Source organism: Hymenobacter volaticus, assembly GCF_022921055.1.
GTDB classification, from domain to species: domain Bacteria; phylum Bacteroidota; class Bacteroidia; order Cytophagales; family Hymenobacteraceae; genus Hymenobacter; species Hymenobacter volaticus.
The window spans coordinates 667,760-686,326 of record NZ_CP095061.1 but is presented as its reverse complement, the minus strand read 5'-3'; the positions used below and the strand labels follow the sequence as shown (position 1 = coordinate 686,326).

Sequence of the window (18,567 nt, the reverse complement as noted above, 5' to 3'; positions counted from 1 at the left end):
GATAATCAGTTGCCGCTTTTCGTTTTACAGCTATTTTCACCTTGCTCTATTACTCGGGTAAGCATTATATGAGACTACCTTCTAAGAAAGTATTCTATACTACTATTTCTATTGCCACTCTCACATCGTTGGCTGTTTGGTTTATAGGGTTACGACAGGAATGGAGCATTTTCAAGGAATCACTTATTTCGTTAACCATTCTTTCAACAGCTTTCTTATCCTTCATAACCGTAGGGCTTTATGAAGGCGTGAAGCTGCGTAACGATATGAGTAATCTAATGGATTACATTAAGCGGGGACCTTTTCCTGAAAGCTTTGCAGATGTAGGCTTAGATCTACCCGACGTTAATCTAGATGCTGGTGAAGGATGTGGAGGTGTAATCATAGCATTGCTTCTTTGGCTGATAGCCGCTGTAGTAGCAATATTTTTACTGTGGTGTTTTGCAGCTATTGCTTGGGGTGTGCTACTGGTGTTTGTCAGTATGCTTTATTGGGTGTTTTTTCGGTCATTACGCCTCGTCTTCCGTCATTCTAGCATGTGTAAAGGCCGATTTAGCGTGAGCTTGTGTTATGGCTTAGTATACACGCTGCTTTATAATTTCTGGATATACGGCATCATCCTAACGGCGCACTATTTGCGTTAAATATATAACGCAAAACGAAAGCGGCCCCTAATGAACTAGGGGCCGCTTTCGTTTTGTGTTATACGGAGACTTTCTGTGGTTCTTCAGGTGCCGAGCGACGCATCCAAGCGGGGGCGCTGCAGGTAGCGTGCATTTTCTGGCGGAACTTCTCTTGTTCTTCAGGAGAAAGACTGGCCATGCGGGACTCCATCTTCTCACGCATCATTCTGCGGCGGCGGCTCCAAGCCCCGGCGCGCCCGCTTTTGTTGAAGCCACCGAACAAGATGCGGGTCAGCAACAGCAAGCCTAGAGTTTGAGGAAATGTAATAAAGGGACCATTGAAGAGGTCGGGAACGAGCCAGTTCCAGAGACTCATTGTAATGAAGCCAATAGCGGCCACAAACAAGATTCCTAAGAGAGCGAATTTAAGGCCGCGAAGCAGCCAAGAAGAGCGATTCATAATGTGGGGTTTCTAAAAACGTCGTACTGACGAAGGAAGCCTCTCGCAGGTGTGCAAATTGTGAACCGTTCTAGGCGTCCGCATGCGAGAGGCTTCTACAAGCGCTGCGGGACGTGTCTCAAAGAAGGATTTAGTCAGTGAACAGTTCGGTGTAAAGCTTTTGCAGGCGCTTGCGCAGGTGTTGCACGGCGTAGTGCTTGCGGGAAATTAAGGTTTTAAGCGGCACTCCTGTTTCCTCTTCCATCTCGCGGAAAGTTTTTTCTTCTAGCTCGTGCCAAATAAAAACTTCTCGTTGAGCGGCGGGTAGTTCGGCCAGTGCGTCGGATAACGCTTCCATGAGCGTCTCGCGAAGCAGCCGGTTTTCTGGGGCATCGTCGGGAGCGGGCAGAATATCGGCGAGCAGCAGAGAGTTTTCTTCGTCGGCAGAGAAGTTGCGGGTCAACTCGTCTTCGAGAGAAGTGGTTTTTTTGCGGCGGTAGAGGTCCGTGATTTTGTTGCGGGCCACACGGAACAGCCAGGCCGCAGCCTGCTCTACCGGCTTGAGCACGCGGTAGCTTTCTACGAGTTCGGCAAAGACGTCTTGCAAGACGTCTTCCGCCTCGGCGGGATCGGGGATGCGGCGACGGATGAACTGCAGCAGCCGGCCGCGCTGTGCGCGCACAGCCTCCTGTATCTGCTGGTCCTGGTGGCCGGCCGTCATCGGTAGCGTCATGGTGAGGGGTAGCGTTTCCATTCTGCTAACACAGACGGACGAGGCTGGAAAATACTTCATTATCCCTGCACTTTTTGAAATAAGCAGTCGGTGCCTTGCGCTACCCTCGCTTCCGTACTGAGTGGCTCCGTCGGCTCTTACCTCAACAATCCGACTGCTCTACCCTTTAAATACAGATTAAAAGCGCACTAATCCCACAACTGTCTGAGCCGAGGACCCGATTTAAGGGTGGCGTTTTCCAATTTTCAGGATACCTTTGCCAGCCAATTCACTACGGCTGCGCTTCTGCCTGCCGCTTCATTTCGCCGTCAACTGCCCCGCATGGATCAGAACATACCGCAGGTTATTCAAACGGTTCCGCTTCAATACTACGTCTTCTTCGCCACGGCGCTTTTTGCCATCGGCGTGCTTGGGGTGCTCACCCGGCGTAATGCTATCATCATCTTTATGTGTGTAGAGCTGATGCTCAACGCCGTAAACGTGCTGCTCACCGCCTTTGCGGCCTACCGCTCCGATGCAAATGGGCAGGTGTTCGTGTTTTTCATCATGGCTGTAGCCGCCGCCGAAGTAGCTGTGGGTTTGGCCATTATCGTCATGATTTACCGAAACCTGCAAAACACCGACGTCAATCTATTAAATCGACTGAAGTTCTAAGTTGATGGCTGAATAGCTTTTTGTTAAGTGGCAGGTCATTCGTGGCCTACCTTTAACAGGACAGCTAAGCAGCCATTTAGCCATTACTATAGATGCAAGAAACCGTTCTACCTGCCGCCAGCGCCCCGTACTCCACTTTTCTGTACGTGCTGATTCCGCTGCTGCCTTTCTTGGGCTTTCTCATCAATGGGTTGCTGAACAAGCGCCTCTCGGGCACGGTAGCTGGCGTACTTGGCAGCGCCACAGTGCTCGGCTCGTTCCTGATTTCGGTGTTTCTGTTTCTGAATTTCCAGTATCAGTACACCGTCACGCTGTTCGATTGGATTTCGGTCGGCTCGATGCAGGTTCCTTTCTCCTACCAGATCGACCAGCTGAGCTTGATTATGCTGCTGCTCGTGACGGGCGTCGGGTTCCTGATTCACGTGTACAGCATCGGCTACATGCACCACGACGAGAACGTGGGCAAGTTTTTCAGCTTCTTAAACCTGTTCGTATTCAGCATGTTGGTGCTGGTACTCGGTGCCAACTTCGTGATTTTATTTATTGGTTGGGAAGGCGTGGGGCTCTGCTCCTACCTGCTCATCGGTTTCTGGAACAAGAACACCAACTACAACAACGCCGCCAAGAAAGCCTTCATCATCAACCGTATCGGTGACCTTGGCTTCCTGCTCGGCATCTTCCTGATTTACCTCACCTTCGACTCAGTTCAGTACGCCGAAGTGTTTCAGAAGGCCTCGGCCATGCAAATTGGCACGACCGTCGTGACGGCCATTACGCTGCTGCTTTTCGTGGGTGCCATGGGTAAATCGGCCCAGTTGCCACTCTACACCTGGCTACCCGACGCCATGGCCGGCCCTACCCCGGTATCGGCCCTGATTCACGCGGCAACCATGGTTACAGCGGGCATCTATATGATACTACGCGCCAACGTTCTATTCACACTGGCACCCCAAACGTTGGAAGTTGTTGCCATCATTGGTGCCGCTACGGCACTATTTGCAGCTACCATTGGCCTGGCCCAAAACGACATCAAGAAAGTACTGGCATATTCCACCGTTTCGCAGTTGGGTTATATGTTCCTGGCCTTGGGCGTGATGGGGTACAGCACCAGCCTGTTTCACGTCTTGACGCACGCTTTCTTTAAGGCGTTGATGTTCTTGGGCGCGGGCTCCGTAATTCACGCCATGAGCAACGAGCAGGACATGCGCCGTATGGGTGGCCTGCGCAAGGCGCTACCTATTACGTTCATTACCTTCCTAATTGGCTGTCTCGCCATTGCGGGCATCCCGCCTTTCTCGGGCTTCTTTTCGAAAGACGAAATCCTGCTGCACGCCTACGAGCATAGCAAGGTGCTGTACGCTATCGGCTTATTCACGGCCTTCCTGACGGCTTTCTACATGTTCCGCCTGCTGTTCCTCACCTTCTTCGGCGAGTTCCGGGGCACTGAAGAGCAGAAGCACCACTTGCACGAGTCGCCAGCTTCCATGACGCTGCCGCTCATCATTCTCGCTATTCTAGCGGCCATCGGTGGTTTCATGAACGCACCGCTGGTATTGGGCCGTGGCTACCTGGCTGACTACCTCGCGCCGCTCTTCACGTACTCGCAGCGCCTTAATCCCGCTGCATTCGGTGCCGAAGTTGACCACGCCACGGAATACATGCTTATCGGCCTCTCGGTGGGCGCTGGCGTACTAGGTATCATTTTGGCGTACGTGCAGTACGTGAGCCGCGGCGTGCGGCCTGCCGAGGATGACGCGCAACGTTCGGCTCCTGAAAGCGTGGTTTATCACAAGTATTACATCGACGAGTTGTACAACGCACTGTTTGTACGGCCGATTATGATTCTGTCGAACTGGTTTTACCGCTACGTAGAGCAAGGCGTTATCGACCCGGTAGTTAACGGCTTTGGCCGCCTTACCATGGGAGGCGGACGGCTCCTACGCAACGTACAAACCGGCTCGGTAGAGACTTACCTGATCCTAATGGTAATCGGCATTGTACTGATACTAGCTTTAAACTCCGGTAAGTTTTAAAATCATAGCTGGATGATGCGTACGGTTTTACAGGCTGTATGTCCTTCGTTTCGCTCTAAAACCAAATTCTGCTGACAGGAAAGCTATTGTTGCTTTTCGTTCCCACCGTCGCCTGAACAACTTGCTTACCTAATGCTCACAGTTCTCCTCCTACTCTGGCCCGTGGCGGCCGCCCTGCTACTGCACTTCTTTAAAGGCAGTGCTGCCCGGGTGGCAGCGTTTGGCGCGGCGCTGATCGAATTCGTACTGGCGGTTTTCGCAGCTGTTACTTTCAACGGTGGTAACTCCGGACAATTCTCGTCGAACCTGCCCTGGATAGCTTCTGCAGGTATCAACTTCCATGTGGGAATGGACGGGCTGAGCTTGCTATTGGTGCTACTGACAACGTTTCTGGTGCCGCTGATTCTGCTGGCCTCGTACCGTCGGAACTTCGAGAATGCCTCGGCATTCTACGCGCTGGTACTGTTCATGGAAACAGGTTTGGTGGGCGTGTTCACGGCGCAGGATGCGTTTCTGTTCTACTTCTTTTGGGAAGTTGCCTTGATTCCGATCTACTTCTTGGCTGGCGTGTGGGGTGGTGTAAACCGAGCCCGCATCACGTTCAAGTTTTTTCTTTACACCATTGTCGGTTCGCTGTTTATGCTGGCCGCGTTTGTGTACCTCTACTTCCAAACCGGTCCGGCTGCCAATGGCCTCGCCGCTCACAATTCCGAACTAGCCTCGTTCTACAACCTGACCTTAAGCGCGCAGGAACAGTCGTGGTTGTTCTGGTTGATTTTTGCGGCTTTTGCCGTGAAGATGCCGGTCTTCCCATTCCACACGTGGCAGCCGGACACCTACACCGAGTCGCCGGCCCCGGCTACGATGCTGCTTTCGGGCATCATGCTGAAAATGGGTATTTATGGCTGCATGCGTTGGTTGCTGCCGGTGGTGCCGTTGGGCGTGAGTCAGTGGCAGAACCTGGTGCTGATCTTGTCGATTATTGGTATCATCTACGGCGCTATCATTGCAATTCGGCAGCAAGACGTGAAGCGCCTCATTGCTTACTCTTCCCTCTCGCACGTTGGGCTGATGGCGGCGGGCGTGTTCTCGCTCACCCAAATTGGTTTGCAAGGTGCTAGCATTCAGATGCTGGCTCACGGCGTGAACGTGGTAGGTATGTTCTTCATAGCCGACTGCATCGAGCGCCGCACTAATACCCGCATGATTCCGGACCTAGGCGGACTCACCCGCCAGACACCCGTCCTGACGGTGTGCTTCCTGGTCCTACTACTCGGTACGGTGGCCTTGCCGCTCACCAATGGGTTTGTGGGTGAATTTCTGCTGCTCGGCGGCGTATATCAATACAATGCGTGGATGGGCGCTGTAGCCGGCATTACCATCATTTTGGCGGCTGTGTACTTGCTGCGTATGTTTCAGCGCGTGATGCTCGGACCCGATTCGTCGTTCTCTGCTACCATCACCGACCTGACTGGCGCCGAGCTAGTGGTACTGGTGCCGCTGATTGTGCTGGTCTTCTGGATTGGCTTGTTCCCGAACACGTTCCTGCACCTGTCGGAAGGCAGCGTGATGAATATCTTGAGTGAGGTGGTGAAGAGGTAACGCCAACTTTAAGCTGGTAGCCCGGCTACGCAAGTTGCCACGGCTGCCACGACATAGTTTCATGATTCGCCACCTACACGTTGGTGTTACAGTTTGACCATGATTTCAATCGTTCTTCTTTCTGTTTTTGGCCTCGGCAACCTATTTCTAGGGTTCCTGCGCTCCAACCGGATACTTCTGCCGGCCGCTATGCTCATGTTGGGCACGGTACTTACCGTGAACTTCATCGACTGGAACGGCGGACCACAGTCGTTTTTCAATGATATGCTTATCGTTGACAACTTCTCGGTGGCCTTCACGGGCATCGTGGTGTTGACGGCGCTGCTGCTGATTCCCTTCTCCGAAAAATACGTGCGCGACGGGCAAGCCAATCTGGCTGAATACTACTCGCTGCTGATTTTTTCGCTAGTTGGGGCCATTATGATGGTGGCCTACAACCACTTGCTGATGCTGTTCTTGGGCATTGAAATCCTGAGCGTGGCTATGTACGTGGTAGCCGGCGCCGAGAAAACCAATTTGCGTTCCAACGAAGCCGCCCTGAAGTATTTCCTGATGGGCGCGTTTGCCACGGGCATCCTGCTCTTCGGTATGGCGCTGGTATACGGTGCCACGGGCACTTTCGAGTTGAAAAACATCAGCTTTGCCGTGCAAAATCCGGTCAATGCTTCGCTTACGCCAATGCTGTACATCGGAATGCTGATGATGCTTATTGGCATTGGTTTCAAGGTGTCGGCCGCTCCTTTCCACTTCTGGACTCCTGATGTGTACGAGGGCACTCCTACCTTCTTCACTGCTTTCATGAGCACAGTGGTGAAAACGGCTGGTTTCGCAGCGTTCCTGAAGCTATTGGTGCAAGCTTTCCCGGCTGCCTCGGCGCAGGGGCTTTGGCTGCCTACACTAACGGCTATGTGCGTGCTTACTTTGGCTATTGGCAACATAGGCGCCGTAGCACAAACTAGTGCCAAGCGGATGCTGGCTTATTCCAGTGTGTCGCACGCGGGCTATCTACTCATTGGGCTAGTGGCATTCAATGGGCAATTAGAGGGTGCTTCGGCCAACGGTATCTTCTTCTATTCGCTGGCTTATTCACTGGCTACGGTGGCCGCTTTTGGGGTATTGAAGCAGGTATCTGAGCAGCGGATGCGCGAAGACTATGACGGACTAAACGGTCTGGCTAAAACCAATCCGCTGCTGGCTTTCGTGATGACGGTAGCTATGCTTTCTTTGGCGGGCATTCCATTAACTGGTGGTTTCTTTGGGAAGTTTTTCATCTTCTCGGCAGCCGTAGAGAACGGGCATATTGGCCTGGTGGTGTTTGCGGTAGTTATGTCGATGATTAGCATCTACTACTACCTGCGCCCCATCATTGCCATGTACATGCGCGACGCGGACGCCGATACTGCCGAACCTATACGAGTAGGCGGTTTCCAGTCCGGGGCACTGCTGCTACTAGCCCTACTGACGGTGGTGCTTGGTGTGCTACCGGGTATTCTGAGCGGAATTCTGTAAACAGACAACATACTTATCAAACAGAAAAAGCGGCCCGAAAGCCGCTTTTTCTGTTATTATTCTAGACGAAATATACGCCGATGCAGCTGCGAGTTTGGATAGGCCGTTTACTTTGGGTGCTAACTATCCTTTGGATGGTAGCAGGTTCAAGTGTTGCGTATGGTGGCCCTTTCATTGGCCCGGGCGCTTACCTGTTATGGTTAGCTAGTTTCTATAGTTTGCTGACGAACAGTCCCTGCCTATCTTTCTTTTCAACGAACCGCGCTGATTGGATGGGTTATCTAGTGGGTACTGTAGGGGCTGTTGTGGCACTTTGCTATTTCGCAGCCCATCCAGTCACATACGTTTTCTGGTTTGCAGGTTTTTTGAGTGTGCTGGCGCTTGCCGTTGCTCAGCACACAAAAATTGGAGCTTTAGCCTTGGCTGCTACGGGCCTATGCTTGCTTTTATTTCCCTGGCTCGTGCTGCGTTATACGAGCTTGCAACCTTCTATTGAGGCAGGCAGTGCCGCGCATGTACATTTGTTGCTGCTATGCGGGGCTAATCCTAACGAACTTCGTCAGCACGACACTCCATTGATAGCGGCCGTGCGAGGCTGCCGAGCTGATATTGTGGAAGAATTGCTGCGCCACGGTGCCGATCCTAATGGCCGCAGCAGTGCCTTCATGAACTCCACCCCTGCGCTCTTCGACGCAGCGCGTATGCAGTGCCCTATGTCTATGGTAGGTTTGCTATTGCGATATGGCGCTGATCCAAACCAACGTAATAATGGCGGGGAAACTGCTCTATTTCATGCCATACGTTTCGGGGAGTTAGAAAATACGCGCCAGCTTTTACAGGCGGGGGCACGTATCAATGCAAAGAGCAAGACAGGCGAAACGCCCTTAGACGTTGCTCGTCAAGTTAACTATCAAGCACTCGAAACTCTTCTGCGTGCACCAACCGCGCCCTAAATAGTTGCCGGTTGGCGTGGTAGCAACTGCCTAATTTTTTAGCACTTGCTCTTCGCTCTCTAATGGATGCACTGTTTCGGGCAGCGTAGTCTCAGACTCGCCGCATCAGCACGGAGGCTTCATCGGCATACAGCACAGCTTCGTCGCCAAATGGCTGTTGCCCCCGGAACTTCAGCAGCAGGCGGGCAGTGGTGATGACGTCTTTCTGACAATAGTGCACAATGCGCGGCAAATCCTGGTCTTCGTAGTAGACGCGGGCTACATCGGCGCCGGTGATATCGTCTTTGGGGTAGGAATGCTGAACATAGCGGCCAGCAACGACAGGGAAGTGAAGGACTTTCGGTCGCCGAATTTCCAGAGTTCCAGCGTATCGAGGTGATTTATTTCCCAGGGCTTTTTATCGGCTGTGTCGAGTTGCGGCGGCAGGTCGAGCCCATTACTTAGCAGGCGACGCGAGATGTACGGGATATCGAACTCTTTACTGTTGTGGCCGCATAGCAGGTGCTGAGGCTTCTTTTCTAGAACGGCCGAGAACTCGCGCAGGAGCTGAGTTTCGTCGTGGTTGGCGAAGGACTTGACATAGAAGCGCAGTTGCTCCTGCTTGTCGTAGTAGAAGCAACCAAGTGAAATACACACGATTTTACCGAACTCGGCGTAGATGCCGGCTTGCTCGAAGAGTGCAGCGGCGTGCAGATGATCGGGCAAAGGGTCGATGTGCGAGGCGTGCGAAATCCAGCCTTTTTCGCGGCGCAGAGCGTGGCACTTATGCTCCCACAGATGCTGCAGCATCTCTGCTAAGTCGTCGTGACAACCCACGCAGGGTACGGTTTCTATGTCAAGTACAAAGACCTGGTCGAGCGAGAGGTTGCGGAGCAGGCGCATAAGTGGAATGAAAAAGGCCGTGGGATGATACCGAAGATACTATTTCCGGCCACATAGGCTGCTTTTTCCGATAGAGACTTATGCACTGATTTGGGCGCTAATAGCTTTCTCTATTCAACGTCCCGGAATGCATTTGCAGGAAGTCCGTAGTCGTTACGATGTCATCAAGTAGGCGTTGCTTTTGCCTCAGAAGAACTTCATCCTGGCACCGTAGCCGAGTAGAAAGACAATTCCCCTTCATGTGAGGCCCTCACGAAGGGCTTTACTCACTGCTTCCGTCATGGAGCGCACGTGCAGTTTTTCGTAGATTTTCTTGATGTGCGAGCGGACGGTATCAATGCTAATGCCCCGGTCGGCGGCTATCATCTTGTAGCTGTATCCTTCCACCAGCAGTCCTAAAATCTCCTGCTCCCGGGCGCTCAGGTTGGCTTGTGATTCTTCGGTTGGGCGGCGGGGTGGCACTTTCGGGAATAGGCGAAGTACTTGCCGCGCAATGATGGGGGTCATCGGGGCGCCGCCCGCCCGCACTTCGCCGATAGCGTCGAGTAAGCGAACGGGGGAAGTTTTCTTCAACAGATACCCGTCGGCGCCGGCGCAAATTGCATCAAATACCCGGTCGTTTTCCTCGAATACGGTTAGCATGAGCACATTAATCTCCGGAGCCACCGCCTTGATGCGGCGCAAGCCCTCGATACCCGTGCAGCCCGGCATATCAATGTCCATAAGCACCACGTCGGGCCGGAGGCGCTTCATGTCGGCTTCGGCTTGGGTGCAGTTGCCTAATGCTCCTGCCAGCTCCATTCCCATCGAGCCCGACAACAACTGGCTCAGGCTAGTCCGCAAGTCAACGTTGTCTTCGTAAATCAGTACGCGGGTAGCCGTTTCCATTGCATAGGTGTAGTAGGGTAGCGAATACAACTAATATACGGGTTGATGCTACTGCATCAGATCACATAATAATGTGAGTCGTTGCTTCTCAGCTCAGTTCTTCGGCTTAGTTGCCAAGGGGCATGGTCAGGTGTAGTTTGGTGCCTTGGCCGGGAGCGGTTTCGATGGTGAGTTGGCCGGAAAGGTTGGTAGCCCGGGTGCGCATATTCGCTAGGCCATTGCCACCACCCTGGGCCGGACTATTCGGGTCGAAGCCGACGCCATCGTCCTCAACGGTGAGGTGCAGCCGGCCGTGGTGGTAGGCAAGTAGAATGATGGCGTGCTGACACTGCGCATATTTGGCTAGGTTGTTCACGGCTTCTTTGAACAACAGAAAGAATTCGCGGCGAGCTTCCATTCCTAGCTTGAGACCTTGTACTGAAGGATCGGCACGGAAAGTAAACTCGATGCCGCGAGCTTCCAGCACTTCCGAGGCGAAGCGCCGCATACGGGCCGTCACGTCGTCCAGCGAGTCGTGGGCGGGATTGATGGCCCACACGATGTCGTCCATGGCGTCGAGCATGCGGCGCGAAGACTCCCCGATTTGTTCTAAGATGGCCGCCGCCAATTCGGGCCGCTGCTGACGCTGGTGGTTGCGGGCAATTTGACTCAGAATTGAAATGCTGCTGAGCGTGGAGCCCATGTCATCGTGCAAGTCGCGGGCAATGCCGTGCCGAACCCGCTCCAGGGTCAGCAGTTGGCCCACTCTGATGCGGTACACGAGAAAGAGGAGCCCAAAAACCACCCAGCTCAAGCCCACCTGAAACCACCACGTTCGGTGCCAGGGCGGCTCTATGATGATACTCAACGCCGCTCCTTGCGGGTTTAATACGCCGTCGTTGTTGGTGGCTACCACCCGAAAGGTGTAGGTGCCCGGGTCGAGATTGGTGTAGGTGGCTTCACGGTGGTTACCGGCCGGCACCCACTGCTTGTTGAAGTTTTCGAGTTGGTAGGAATAGCGGTTTTTTTCGGGTATTTGGAAGTTGAGCGCCGCAAACTCCAGTGAGAAAACTTTGTCCTCGGGCGAGAGGCGCAATACGCGCCGTTCCGTGATAACTGTATCAGGCAACTCAACTGGCCGATTGAACTTGCGAAATGCGGTGAGGACCACTGGCGGCGGCAAGGGATTGATGTGCACCTCCTCTGGCCGGAAGGCGACCAGCCCATTTACTCCGCCAAAGTAGAGGACGCCCGCCGCGGAGTGGTGGCAAGCGGCAGCATTGAACTCGTCTTGCAGCAAGCCGTCGCGCTCATCAAACGTGTGAAATTTTCGGGTGCGGGGTGCAAAACGCGCTATGCCTTTGTTGGTGGCAAGCCACAAGTAGCCTTGCTGGTCTTGCTGTATGCCGTATACCACGTCGTTGGGAAGCCCGTCGCTCTCCCGAAACGTGGTAAAGCGGCCCGTAATGGGGTCATCTACTCGAGAGAAGCCACCGCCTTCCGTGCCTATCCAGAGTATGCCTTGTTGGTCCTGCAAAATAGAGCGCACCGAGTTGCTGCTTAAGCTGCGGGGGTTGCGTCCATCGGCGCGGAAAGTGGTAAAAGCCCCAGTATGGGCATCGTAGCAGGAAAGGCCCCCACCGCCAGTTGAAATCCATATTCGCCCTTGGTGGTCCTGAAATACGGTTCGCACATAATTGTTGGGCAGACTCCGAGGATTCTTGGGGTCGTGGCGGAAGGTGGTGAAGTGGTTGGTAGCGGGGTCGTAGCAACTGAGCCCCCACCATTCAAGCCTACCCACAGCTTGCCTAGCGGGTCTTCATACACCGACAGAACAAGATCGTCGGCGAGGCTGTTGGGCTGCTTGGGGTTATGGCGGTAATGCACGAAGCGGGAGCCACCAGGCTCCAGACAATCGAGGCCCTGGTCTTGGGTACCTACCCAGAGTCGCCCGCGCTTATCGAAGCACAAGGCCCGCACGTGGTTCTGGGCTATGCTACTGGGGTTGGCGGGGTCGTGGCGAAATTGGTGGCGCCGACCAGTGGCAGGGTCGTAGCAGATCAGGCCGTGTTCTTCGGTGCCCACCCACACCCGCCCCGCCGCGTCGGACGTTACGGCCCATACGGGACCGGGGGCTCCGGTGTCGAGGCTACCAAAGGCCGTGGGGCGTAGGTTGGCGCAGCTTAAGCCCGCTTCCGTACCCACCCACAGCAGCCCCGACCGGTCCTGCCCTAGCGCTTGCACCGTGTTTTCGGGGAGGCTGCGGGCGTTGCGAGGCTGGTGTTGCAAGCAACTGAAAGTACTTGTAGCGGCATCATAGCGGCACAACCCCTCGGTGGTACCCACCCACACCGTGCCGCTCTGGTCTTCCAATATCGTTCTGATTCGGCCAACTGGTAAGCTGCCGAGCTGCTTGGTGGGCACGAAGCTGCGAACCGCGCCGCCAGTCGCTGGCAAATAGTGTAGTCCTTGAGTTTCCGTGCCTACCCAAAGACCACCAGCGCGGTCGGCGCACAGGGTAGTAATGGCCCCGACGGGTTGCAGGCGAGCGTCCTGTAGTAGCTGCCCACTCTTAGAATCAAAGCGGCTGACGCGACCTTCCCCAGTGCCTACCCACACCGTGCCGGCGCGGTCCTGAGCCAGGGCGCGCACCGCGTTGTAGCGGACACTCGCGCCGGCCAAGGGCCGATGTCGAAATACTGTGAAGCGCTGGGTTGCGGGGTCGAAGCGGTGCAACCCACTTTCAGTACCGGCCCATACCCTCCCCTGCCGGTCGCAGAGCACCGCGCGGACGAAATTGTCGGATAAGCCACTGGAATCGACGGGGGCGGCGCGGTACGTGCGAAACTGGTTGGTGCGCGGCGTGTAGCAGGACAAGCCACCCCCAGTGCCTGCCCACAGGTTGCCGGCTTGATCTTGGCATAGCGCCAGCACAAAGTTGCTGCCCAAGCTGGTAGGGCGCTGAGCATCATTGCGAAAAGTGCGAAACCCGACGCCGTCGTAGCGGCACAGCCCGTCTTGCGTGGCCACCCACAGAAAGCCCCGTCGGTCCTGGACAATGGCATACACGCTGTTTTCCGCTAGTCCATCGGCCGTGGTTAGCGTGCGGAAGGCGGGCGAAGGTGGGGTGCTTTTGCTCGCGAAAAAAGGCTGCGCACCGGCTTTGGCATGCAGATGCAGTAGCACCACTAGCAAAGCCAATAGCACCCTATACTTCCTCACGGATAGTGTTAGCTGGTCGGTATAACAATTAGCCTCCTCCACCTTCATCTAAGCAATATTCGACAGCCCTAATTTACTGAAGTTCAACTAGGGTTATCTCGTTGAGCAACTGTTAGCTTGCAGTTTGTATCTATAACTTTCTATATAGGGTCTGTAATGCCTCCGAAAGCTTGGCGATATAGCAAGAGTTAGTGGCTATATCATCCCGAATTTGCCAAAGTGCTGCTCCTCGCTAGCCTATAGCCGGAACGCCCATCAAGGCCCTACACGGTCTGCCAGAGAGTCGTTTTACTTGGTTGCTCATACATCTCTCTTCCACTTCTACCTTTTGTCTGCATGCCGCTACTTATCGAGAACTTATCGAAAACCTATCCGAACGGCACGCAGGCTCTGCGCAACGTGACCCTAACCATTCCGACCGGCATGTTCGGTCTGCTAGGACCCAACGGCGCGGGCAAAAGCAGTCTGATGCGCACCATTGCCACCTTACAGGAGCCCGATAGCGGCAGCATTATGCTCGATGATTTGGATGTGTTGCGCGAAAAAGATTCCGTTAGGCGCGTATTGGGCTACTTGCCACAGGAATTTGGGGTGTACCCCCGTGTATCGGCCGAGGAACTGCTCGACCACTTAGCCGTGCTCAAGGGTATCGGCAATGCCAAAGAACGTAAGGAAGCTGTAGAGGCGCTGCTTCAGCAAACCAATCTCTGGGAAGCTCGCAAGAAAAACCTGGGCGGCTACTCCGGCGGCATGAAGCAGCGCTTCGGCATTGCCCAGGCGCTGCTCGGGAACCCGCGCCTGATTATCGTGGATGAGCCTACGGCTGGCCTCGACCCGGCCGAGCGCAACCGCTTTCATAACCTGTTAAGCGAGATTGGCGAGAATATCATCGTGATTTTGAGCACGCACATCGTGAGCGACGTGTCGGATTTGTGCCGCAACATGGCCATCATCAACAAAGGCCAAGTGCTGCTCGCCGGCGACCCACTAACCGTAATTGAGCAGTTGCGCGGGCGGGTGTGGCGCAAGCTGGTGGAGAAAACCGAGCTGGCGGCTCTGCAAGCCAATCACAACGTTATCAGTTCCCGCTTGTTCGCCGGCAAAACGGTAGTGCACGTGCTGGGTGAAGAGCGGCCCGACAGCGGTTTCGAGGAAGTAAACCCGGACCTCGAAGACGTGTACTTCGCTCAGATCAACGGCCGGAAAGTAGTGGCCGCCGCGGAGGTATAAGCGCCCAATCGTGAAGAAAAAAATGCCACGTCAAGCAGAGCAGCGGCACTTCTATTGGCTTCGCTGAATCGGCATGGCGGCATCAACAGGCCAAATGCTTCGCTTCTACCTGGCGTGATAAGCTCGTTGGGCTGCTTCCGCAAGGCGGCGCCCTCTCTCCTACTTTCCCCTGACCAAGATGTTTCTACCCATATTCCTTTTTGAACTGAAGTACCGCTTTCGGCGGCCGGCCACCTGGATTTATTTCGGGCTGTTTGTGCTGATGGCGTTTCTGCTGGTGACAGCAGCGGGCGGCGGTTTTCCGGGCGCCAACGTCAGCATTGGGGGCAACGCCAACGTGAAGCTGAACGCACCGCACACCATCAGCACCATCATTTCGGTGCTGAGCTGGATTGGGGTGCTGGTGGCGTCGGCCCTGATGAGCAATTCCGTGTACCGCGACTTCGAGCACCGGACCCATTCCCTGTTTTTCACTACGCCCATCAGCAAATGGGGCTACCTCGGCGGCCGATTTTGGGGCTCGTTCGTGGTGGCCGTGGTGGTATTTACGGGCATCGGTCTGGGCTTCTGGTTAGCCACACTCATGCCCTGGATCAAGCCTGAGAAGCTCGGCCCGACGCACCTGAGCTACTACATTTGGCCCTATGTAGTGATTGTGCTGCCGAATCTGCTGTTTTCGGGCGCCGTGTTCTTTACGATGGCCACACTCACGCGCAATATCCTGAGCACCTACATCGGCTCGGTGGTGCTGCTGCTGAGCTACATCGTGGCCCAGTCGTACCTCTCCGACATGGACAACGAGATGCTGGCCTCGGCGCTGGATGCTTTTGGGGCAGGCGCCATCTACTTCACCACCCGCTATTGGACGCCAGCCGAAAAAAACACCCTGCTGCTGCCTCTAAGCAACTATGTGCTTCTAAACCGGTTGGTGTGGGCGACTGTGGGCTTGGCGTTACTGGCGTTTTGCTTCGCCCGGTTCCGGTTCTCAGTTTTCTCTTCGGACGCCAAGCCGAGTAAGCGCAAAGCTGCTATCCTAGCGGCAGCTTCTGAGGTGGCGATGCCAGCGCCCACGCAATTGCGGCTGCCGAAAGTAACTCAGTTGTTTAGCAACGCCATGAACTGGCGGCAGTGGTGGAGCCTCACCAAAATGGAGTTTCGTGGCATAGTGCGCAGTGTGTACTTTATTGCCATTGTGGCCTCGGGCACCATTTACCTGCTGGTGATTGGCAGCCAGGTAGGCAAAATGTACGGCACCACCGTGTTTCCCGTCACCAACGAAGTGCTGGACACGCTCGGTGGCAACTTCTCTTTGTTTATCCTGATTATCATCACCTACTACTCGGGCGAGCTAGTATGGCGAGAGCGAGAATCTAATATTGCTCAGATTACGGACGCGCTACCCGTGCCCAACTGGGTGCCGTTTTTCTCTAAGCTTACCGCGCTAAGTATGGTGCAGGTAGTGTTGCTGGTGGTAGTGTTGGTGTGCGGCCTACTGGTGCAAACGGCTAAGGGCTACTTCCACTACGAGCCGCTGCTCTATATAAAAGGCCTGTTTGGAGTGCGCTTGATTGATTTTCTGCTGCTGTGCGTGCTGGCTATGCTGGTGCAGGTGCTGGTCAACAACAAGTATGTGGGTCACTTCGTGATGATACTCTACTACGCGGCCAATATTTTCCGCGAGCAGCTAGGCATCAATCACCATCTGCTCGACTATAGCGGCAACCCCAGCATTCCGTACTCGGCCATGAATGGCTATGGGCACTTTGTGGAAGGCTTTGCGTGGTTTAAAGTGTATTGGGCAGCTTTTGCGCTGCTGTTGGCCTTGGCCTCCAACCTGCTGTGGGTGCGCGGCACCGAAGCCGTGCCACGCTGGCGCTGGCAAGAGGCGGGCCGCCGGTTCCGTCGTCCGGCTTGGGCAGCGGCGGGCTTAGGGCTGCTGGTGTTGTTGGTATCGGGTGGCTTTATCTTCTATAACACTAACGTCCTCAACGAGTACCGCACGCCCAAGGCCCTGGAGCAGGCGCAGGCAGTTTTCGAGAAGAAGTACCGCCGCTACAAGGATGTTGCGCAGCCGCGCATTACGGCCGTGAACCTGAACACCGACATCTTCCCGCAGGAACGACGGGTGCACTTCACCGGCTACTTCATGCTGCAAAACAAGACCAGCCGCCCGCTGGACTCGATACACGTGAGCGTACCGCGCTTCGCCAAGATCCGCCAGCTCGACTTCGGCCCCGGTGCCCGCCTCGTACTCAACGACTCAACGTACTTATACCGCATCTACCAGCTCGGCCAACCCCTGGCGCCCGGCGACTCGCTGCGCCTGAATCTGGACGTGGCGTATCAGGAAAAAGGGTTTCCCAACAGCGGCTCCAACACCGAGGTGGTCTACAACGGTACGTTTTTCAACAGCAGTTACCTGCCTTCTCTCGGCTACGACGAAGGCCGGGAGTTGAGTGATGATGACGTACGCAAACGCAATGACTTGAAGCCCAAGCCGCGCATGGCTTCCGTCAACGACCTGAAGGCGCGGCAGAACACCTACATCAGCCACGACTCCGACTGGATTCGCTTCGAAACCACCGTCAGTACCTCGCCCGACCAGATAGCCATTGCGCCCGGCTATTTGCAGAAGGAATGGACCCAGAACAACCGCCGCTACTTCCGCTACAAGATGGACCGGCCCATGCTCAACTTCTACTCCTTCCTCTCGGCCCGCTACGCCGTCAAGAAAGACCAGTGGACAGACTCGGTGAGTGGACGCACCCTGCCCATCGAAATCTATTACCAACCCGGCCACGAATACAACCTGGACCGCATGATGCGGGGCGTAAAAGAGTCACTGAGCTATTTCTCTCGCAACTTTAGCCCCTATCAACACCGGCAGGTGCGCATTCTGGAGTTTCCGCAGTATGCCTCATTTGCCCAGAGCTTCGCCAATACCATCCCCTTTTCCGAGAGCATCGGCTTCATTGCCGACGTGGACGACAACGACCCCGAAGACATCGACTACCCGTTCTACGTGACCTCGCACGAAGTCGCGCACCAGTGGTGGGCGCACCAGGTCATTGGCGGCGACGTGCAGGGCTCCACGCTCATGTCCGAAACGATGGCCCAGTATTCGGCGCTGATGGTGATGAAGCATCACTACGGCGCCTACACCATGCAGAAGTTTCTGAAGTATGAGCTGGACCGTTACCTCGGGGCCGTTCAGCGGAACGCAAGAAGGAAGTGCCGCTAGCGAAGGTGGAAAATCAGCCCTACATCCATTACCGCAAGGGTTCGGTGGTGATGTACGCTCTGGCCGACTACATTGGGGAAGCCAAGCTTAACGCCGCGCTCAAGGAGTACGTGCAAGCCGTGGCCTACCAGGGCCCACCCTACACCAACTCCACTGAGTTTCTGGGTTACATCAAGCGCGCTACGCCCGATTCGTTGCAGTATCTGGTGAAGGATATGTTCGAGAACATCACGCTCTACGACAACCGCCTCACGGCTGCTACCGCCCAAAAACTGCCCGATGGCCGCTACAAAGTCAAGATGACCATCGAGGCCCGCAAGTTCTACGCCGATAGCCTCGGCAACGAGCGGGCCGCCCAGTTTCAGGATTGGGTACCGGTAGCTGTATTTCCAGAGTCCGGCAAAGACAAAAAGCCCGCGCCGCCTCTGGCGCTCACTAAGCGCCGCTTACACGCCGGTACCAACCAGTTGGAATTCATCGTGCCGAAAAAGCCGGCCAAAGCCGGCGTCGACCCGTATCATGAGCTAGTAGACCGCACACTGGAAGACAACACCAAAGCGGTAGAACTGTAAGACCACA

The 18,567-nt window shown here is 55.0% G+C and carries 15 protein-coding genes and 1 pseudogene; 9 read left to right on the top strand and 7 right to left on the bottom strand.

Annotation, left to right across the window (positions count from 1 at the left end; genetic code table 11):
* Nucleotides 1-68 precede the first annotated feature (68 nt).
* On the top strand, nt 69-644 hold the full coding sequence (locus MUN86_RS03035) for a hypothetical protein (RefSeq protein ID WP_245121575.1): 576 nt from the start codon (nt 69-71) through the stop codon (nt 642-644).
* Between the two features lie 58 nt (nt 645-702).
* On the opposite strand, the gene MUN86_RS03030 is transcribed toward MUN86_RS03035, so the two are convergent.
* Together MUN86_RS03030 and MUN86_RS03025 are read right to left on the bottom strand one after the other, a co-directional pair.
* Nucleotides 703-1,083, bottom strand: coding sequence for a hypothetical protein (locus MUN86_RS03030; RefSeq protein ID WP_245121572.1), 381 nt, complete (start codon nt 1,081-1,083; stop codon nt 703-705).
* 130 nt (nt 1,084-1,213) lie between these two features.
* Entirely contained in the window at nt 1,214-1,816 is a 603-nt protein-coding gene (locus MUN86_RS03025) for an RNA polymerase sigma factor (RefSeq protein WP_243799862.1), read from the bottom strand.
* Nucleotides 1,817-2,116: 300 nt separating this feature from the next.
* Here MUN86_RS03025 and nuoK point away from each other — a divergent pair, with 300 nt between their 5' ends.
* The 5 genes from nuoK (at nt 2,117) to MUN86_RS03000 (ending at nt 8,546) form a co-directional block, all read left to right on the top strand.
* Nucleotides 2,117-2,449 (top strand): NADH-quinone oxidoreductase subunit NuoK, encoded by a 333-nt coding sequence (gene nuoK, locus MUN86_RS03020; RefSeq protein WP_243799860.1) that lies wholly within the window; start codon nt 2,117-2,119, stop codon nt 2,447-2,449.
* Nucleotides 2,450-2,541: 92 nt separating this feature from the next.
* Nucleotides 2,542-4,482 carry an NADH-quinone oxidoreductase subunit L gene (nuoL, locus tag MUN86_RS03015; RefSeq protein WP_245121569.1) on the top strand — a complete coding sequence of 647 codons (1,941 nt, stop codon included), beginning with the start codon at nt 2,542-2,544 and terminating at the stop codon, nt 4,480-4,482.
* A gap of 132 nt (nt 4,483-4,614) precedes the next feature.
* Complete coding sequence (locus MUN86_RS03010; RefSeq protein WP_245121567.1) at nt 4,615-6,084, top strand: complex I subunit 4 family protein; 1,470 nt, start codon at nt 4,615-4,617, stop codon at nt 6,082-6,084.
* 99 nt (nt 6,085-6,183) lie between these two features.
* The gene (locus tag MUN86_RS03005; protein ID WP_245121564.1) at nt 6,184-7,593 is read left to right on the top strand and encodes an NADH-quinone oxidoreductase subunit N; all 1,410 of its coding nucleotides are present in this window, start codon (nt 6,184-6,186) and stop codon (nt 7,591-7,593) included.
* A 305-nt stretch (nt 7,594-7,898) separates the two neighbouring features.
* Nucleotides 7,899-8,546, top strand: a complete 648-nt coding sequence (locus tag MUN86_RS03000; RefSeq protein ID WP_245121562.1) for an ankyrin repeat domain-containing protein — start codon at nt 7,899-7,901, stop codon at nt 8,544-8,546.
* Nucleotides 8,547-8,637: 91 nt separating this feature from the next.
* On the opposite strand, the gene MUN86_RS02995 is transcribed toward MUN86_RS03000, so the two are convergent.
* The 5 genes and pseudogenes from MUN86_RS02995 to MUN86_RS02975 all read right to left on the bottom strand — a co-directional run.
* Nucleotides 8,638-8,778, bottom strand: coding sequence for a hypothetical protein (locus MUN86_RS02995; protein WP_245121556.1), 141 nt, complete (start codon nt 8,776-8,778; stop codon nt 8,638-8,640).
* 26 nt (nt 8,779-8,804) lie between these two features.
* Complete coding sequence (locus tag MUN86_RS02990) at nt 8,805-9,428, bottom strand: ribonuclease H-like domain-containing protein (protein WP_245121553.1); 624 nt, start codon at nt 9,426-9,428, stop codon at nt 8,805-8,807.
* A 237-nt stretch (nt 9,429-9,665) separates the two neighbouring features.
* Nucleotides 9,666-10,316: a response regulator gene (locus MUN86_RS02985; protein ID WP_245121550.1), complete on the bottom strand. Its 651-nt coding sequence runs from the start codon at nt 10,314-10,316 to the stop codon at nt 9,666-9,668.
* 106 nt (nt 10,317-10,422) lie between these two features.
* Nucleotides 10,423-12,096, bottom strand: coding sequence for a sensor histidine kinase (locus MUN86_RS02980; RefSeq protein WP_245121548.1), 1,674 nt, complete (start codon nt 12,094-12,096; stop codon nt 10,423-10,425).
* A 134-nt stretch (nt 12,097-12,230) separates the two neighbouring features.
* Nucleotides 12,231-13,565 (bottom strand): annotated as a pseudogene (locus tag MUN86_RS02975) (ligand-binding sensor domain-containing protein); the annotation flags it as partial.
* A gap of 288 nt (nt 13,566-13,853) precedes the next feature.
* Between MUN86_RS02975 and MUN86_RS02970 the strand changes: the two are divergent.
* From MUN86_RS02970 to MUN86_RS02960, 3 genes are all read left to right on the top strand, one after another.
* A complete protein-coding gene (locus MUN86_RS02970) occupies nt 13,854-14,747 on the top strand; it encodes an ABC transporter ATP-binding protein (RefSeq protein ID WP_245121545.1) in 894 nt (297 codons plus the stop codon).
* Between the two features lie 178 nt (nt 14,748-14,925).
* Nucleotides 14,926-17,988, top strand: coding sequence for an ABC transporter permease/M1 family aminopeptidase (locus MUN86_RS02965; RefSeq protein WP_245121543.1), 3,063 nt, complete (start codon nt 14,926-14,928; stop codon nt 17,986-17,988).
* A complete protein-coding gene (locus MUN86_RS02960) occupies nt 17,979-18,560 on the top strand; it encodes a hypothetical protein (protein WP_245121540.1) in 582 nt (193 codons plus the stop codon). The genes MUN86_RS02965 and MUN86_RS02960 overlap by 10 nt, the downstream gene beginning before the upstream one ends.
* Nucleotides 18,561-18,567 lie beyond the last annotated feature (7 nt).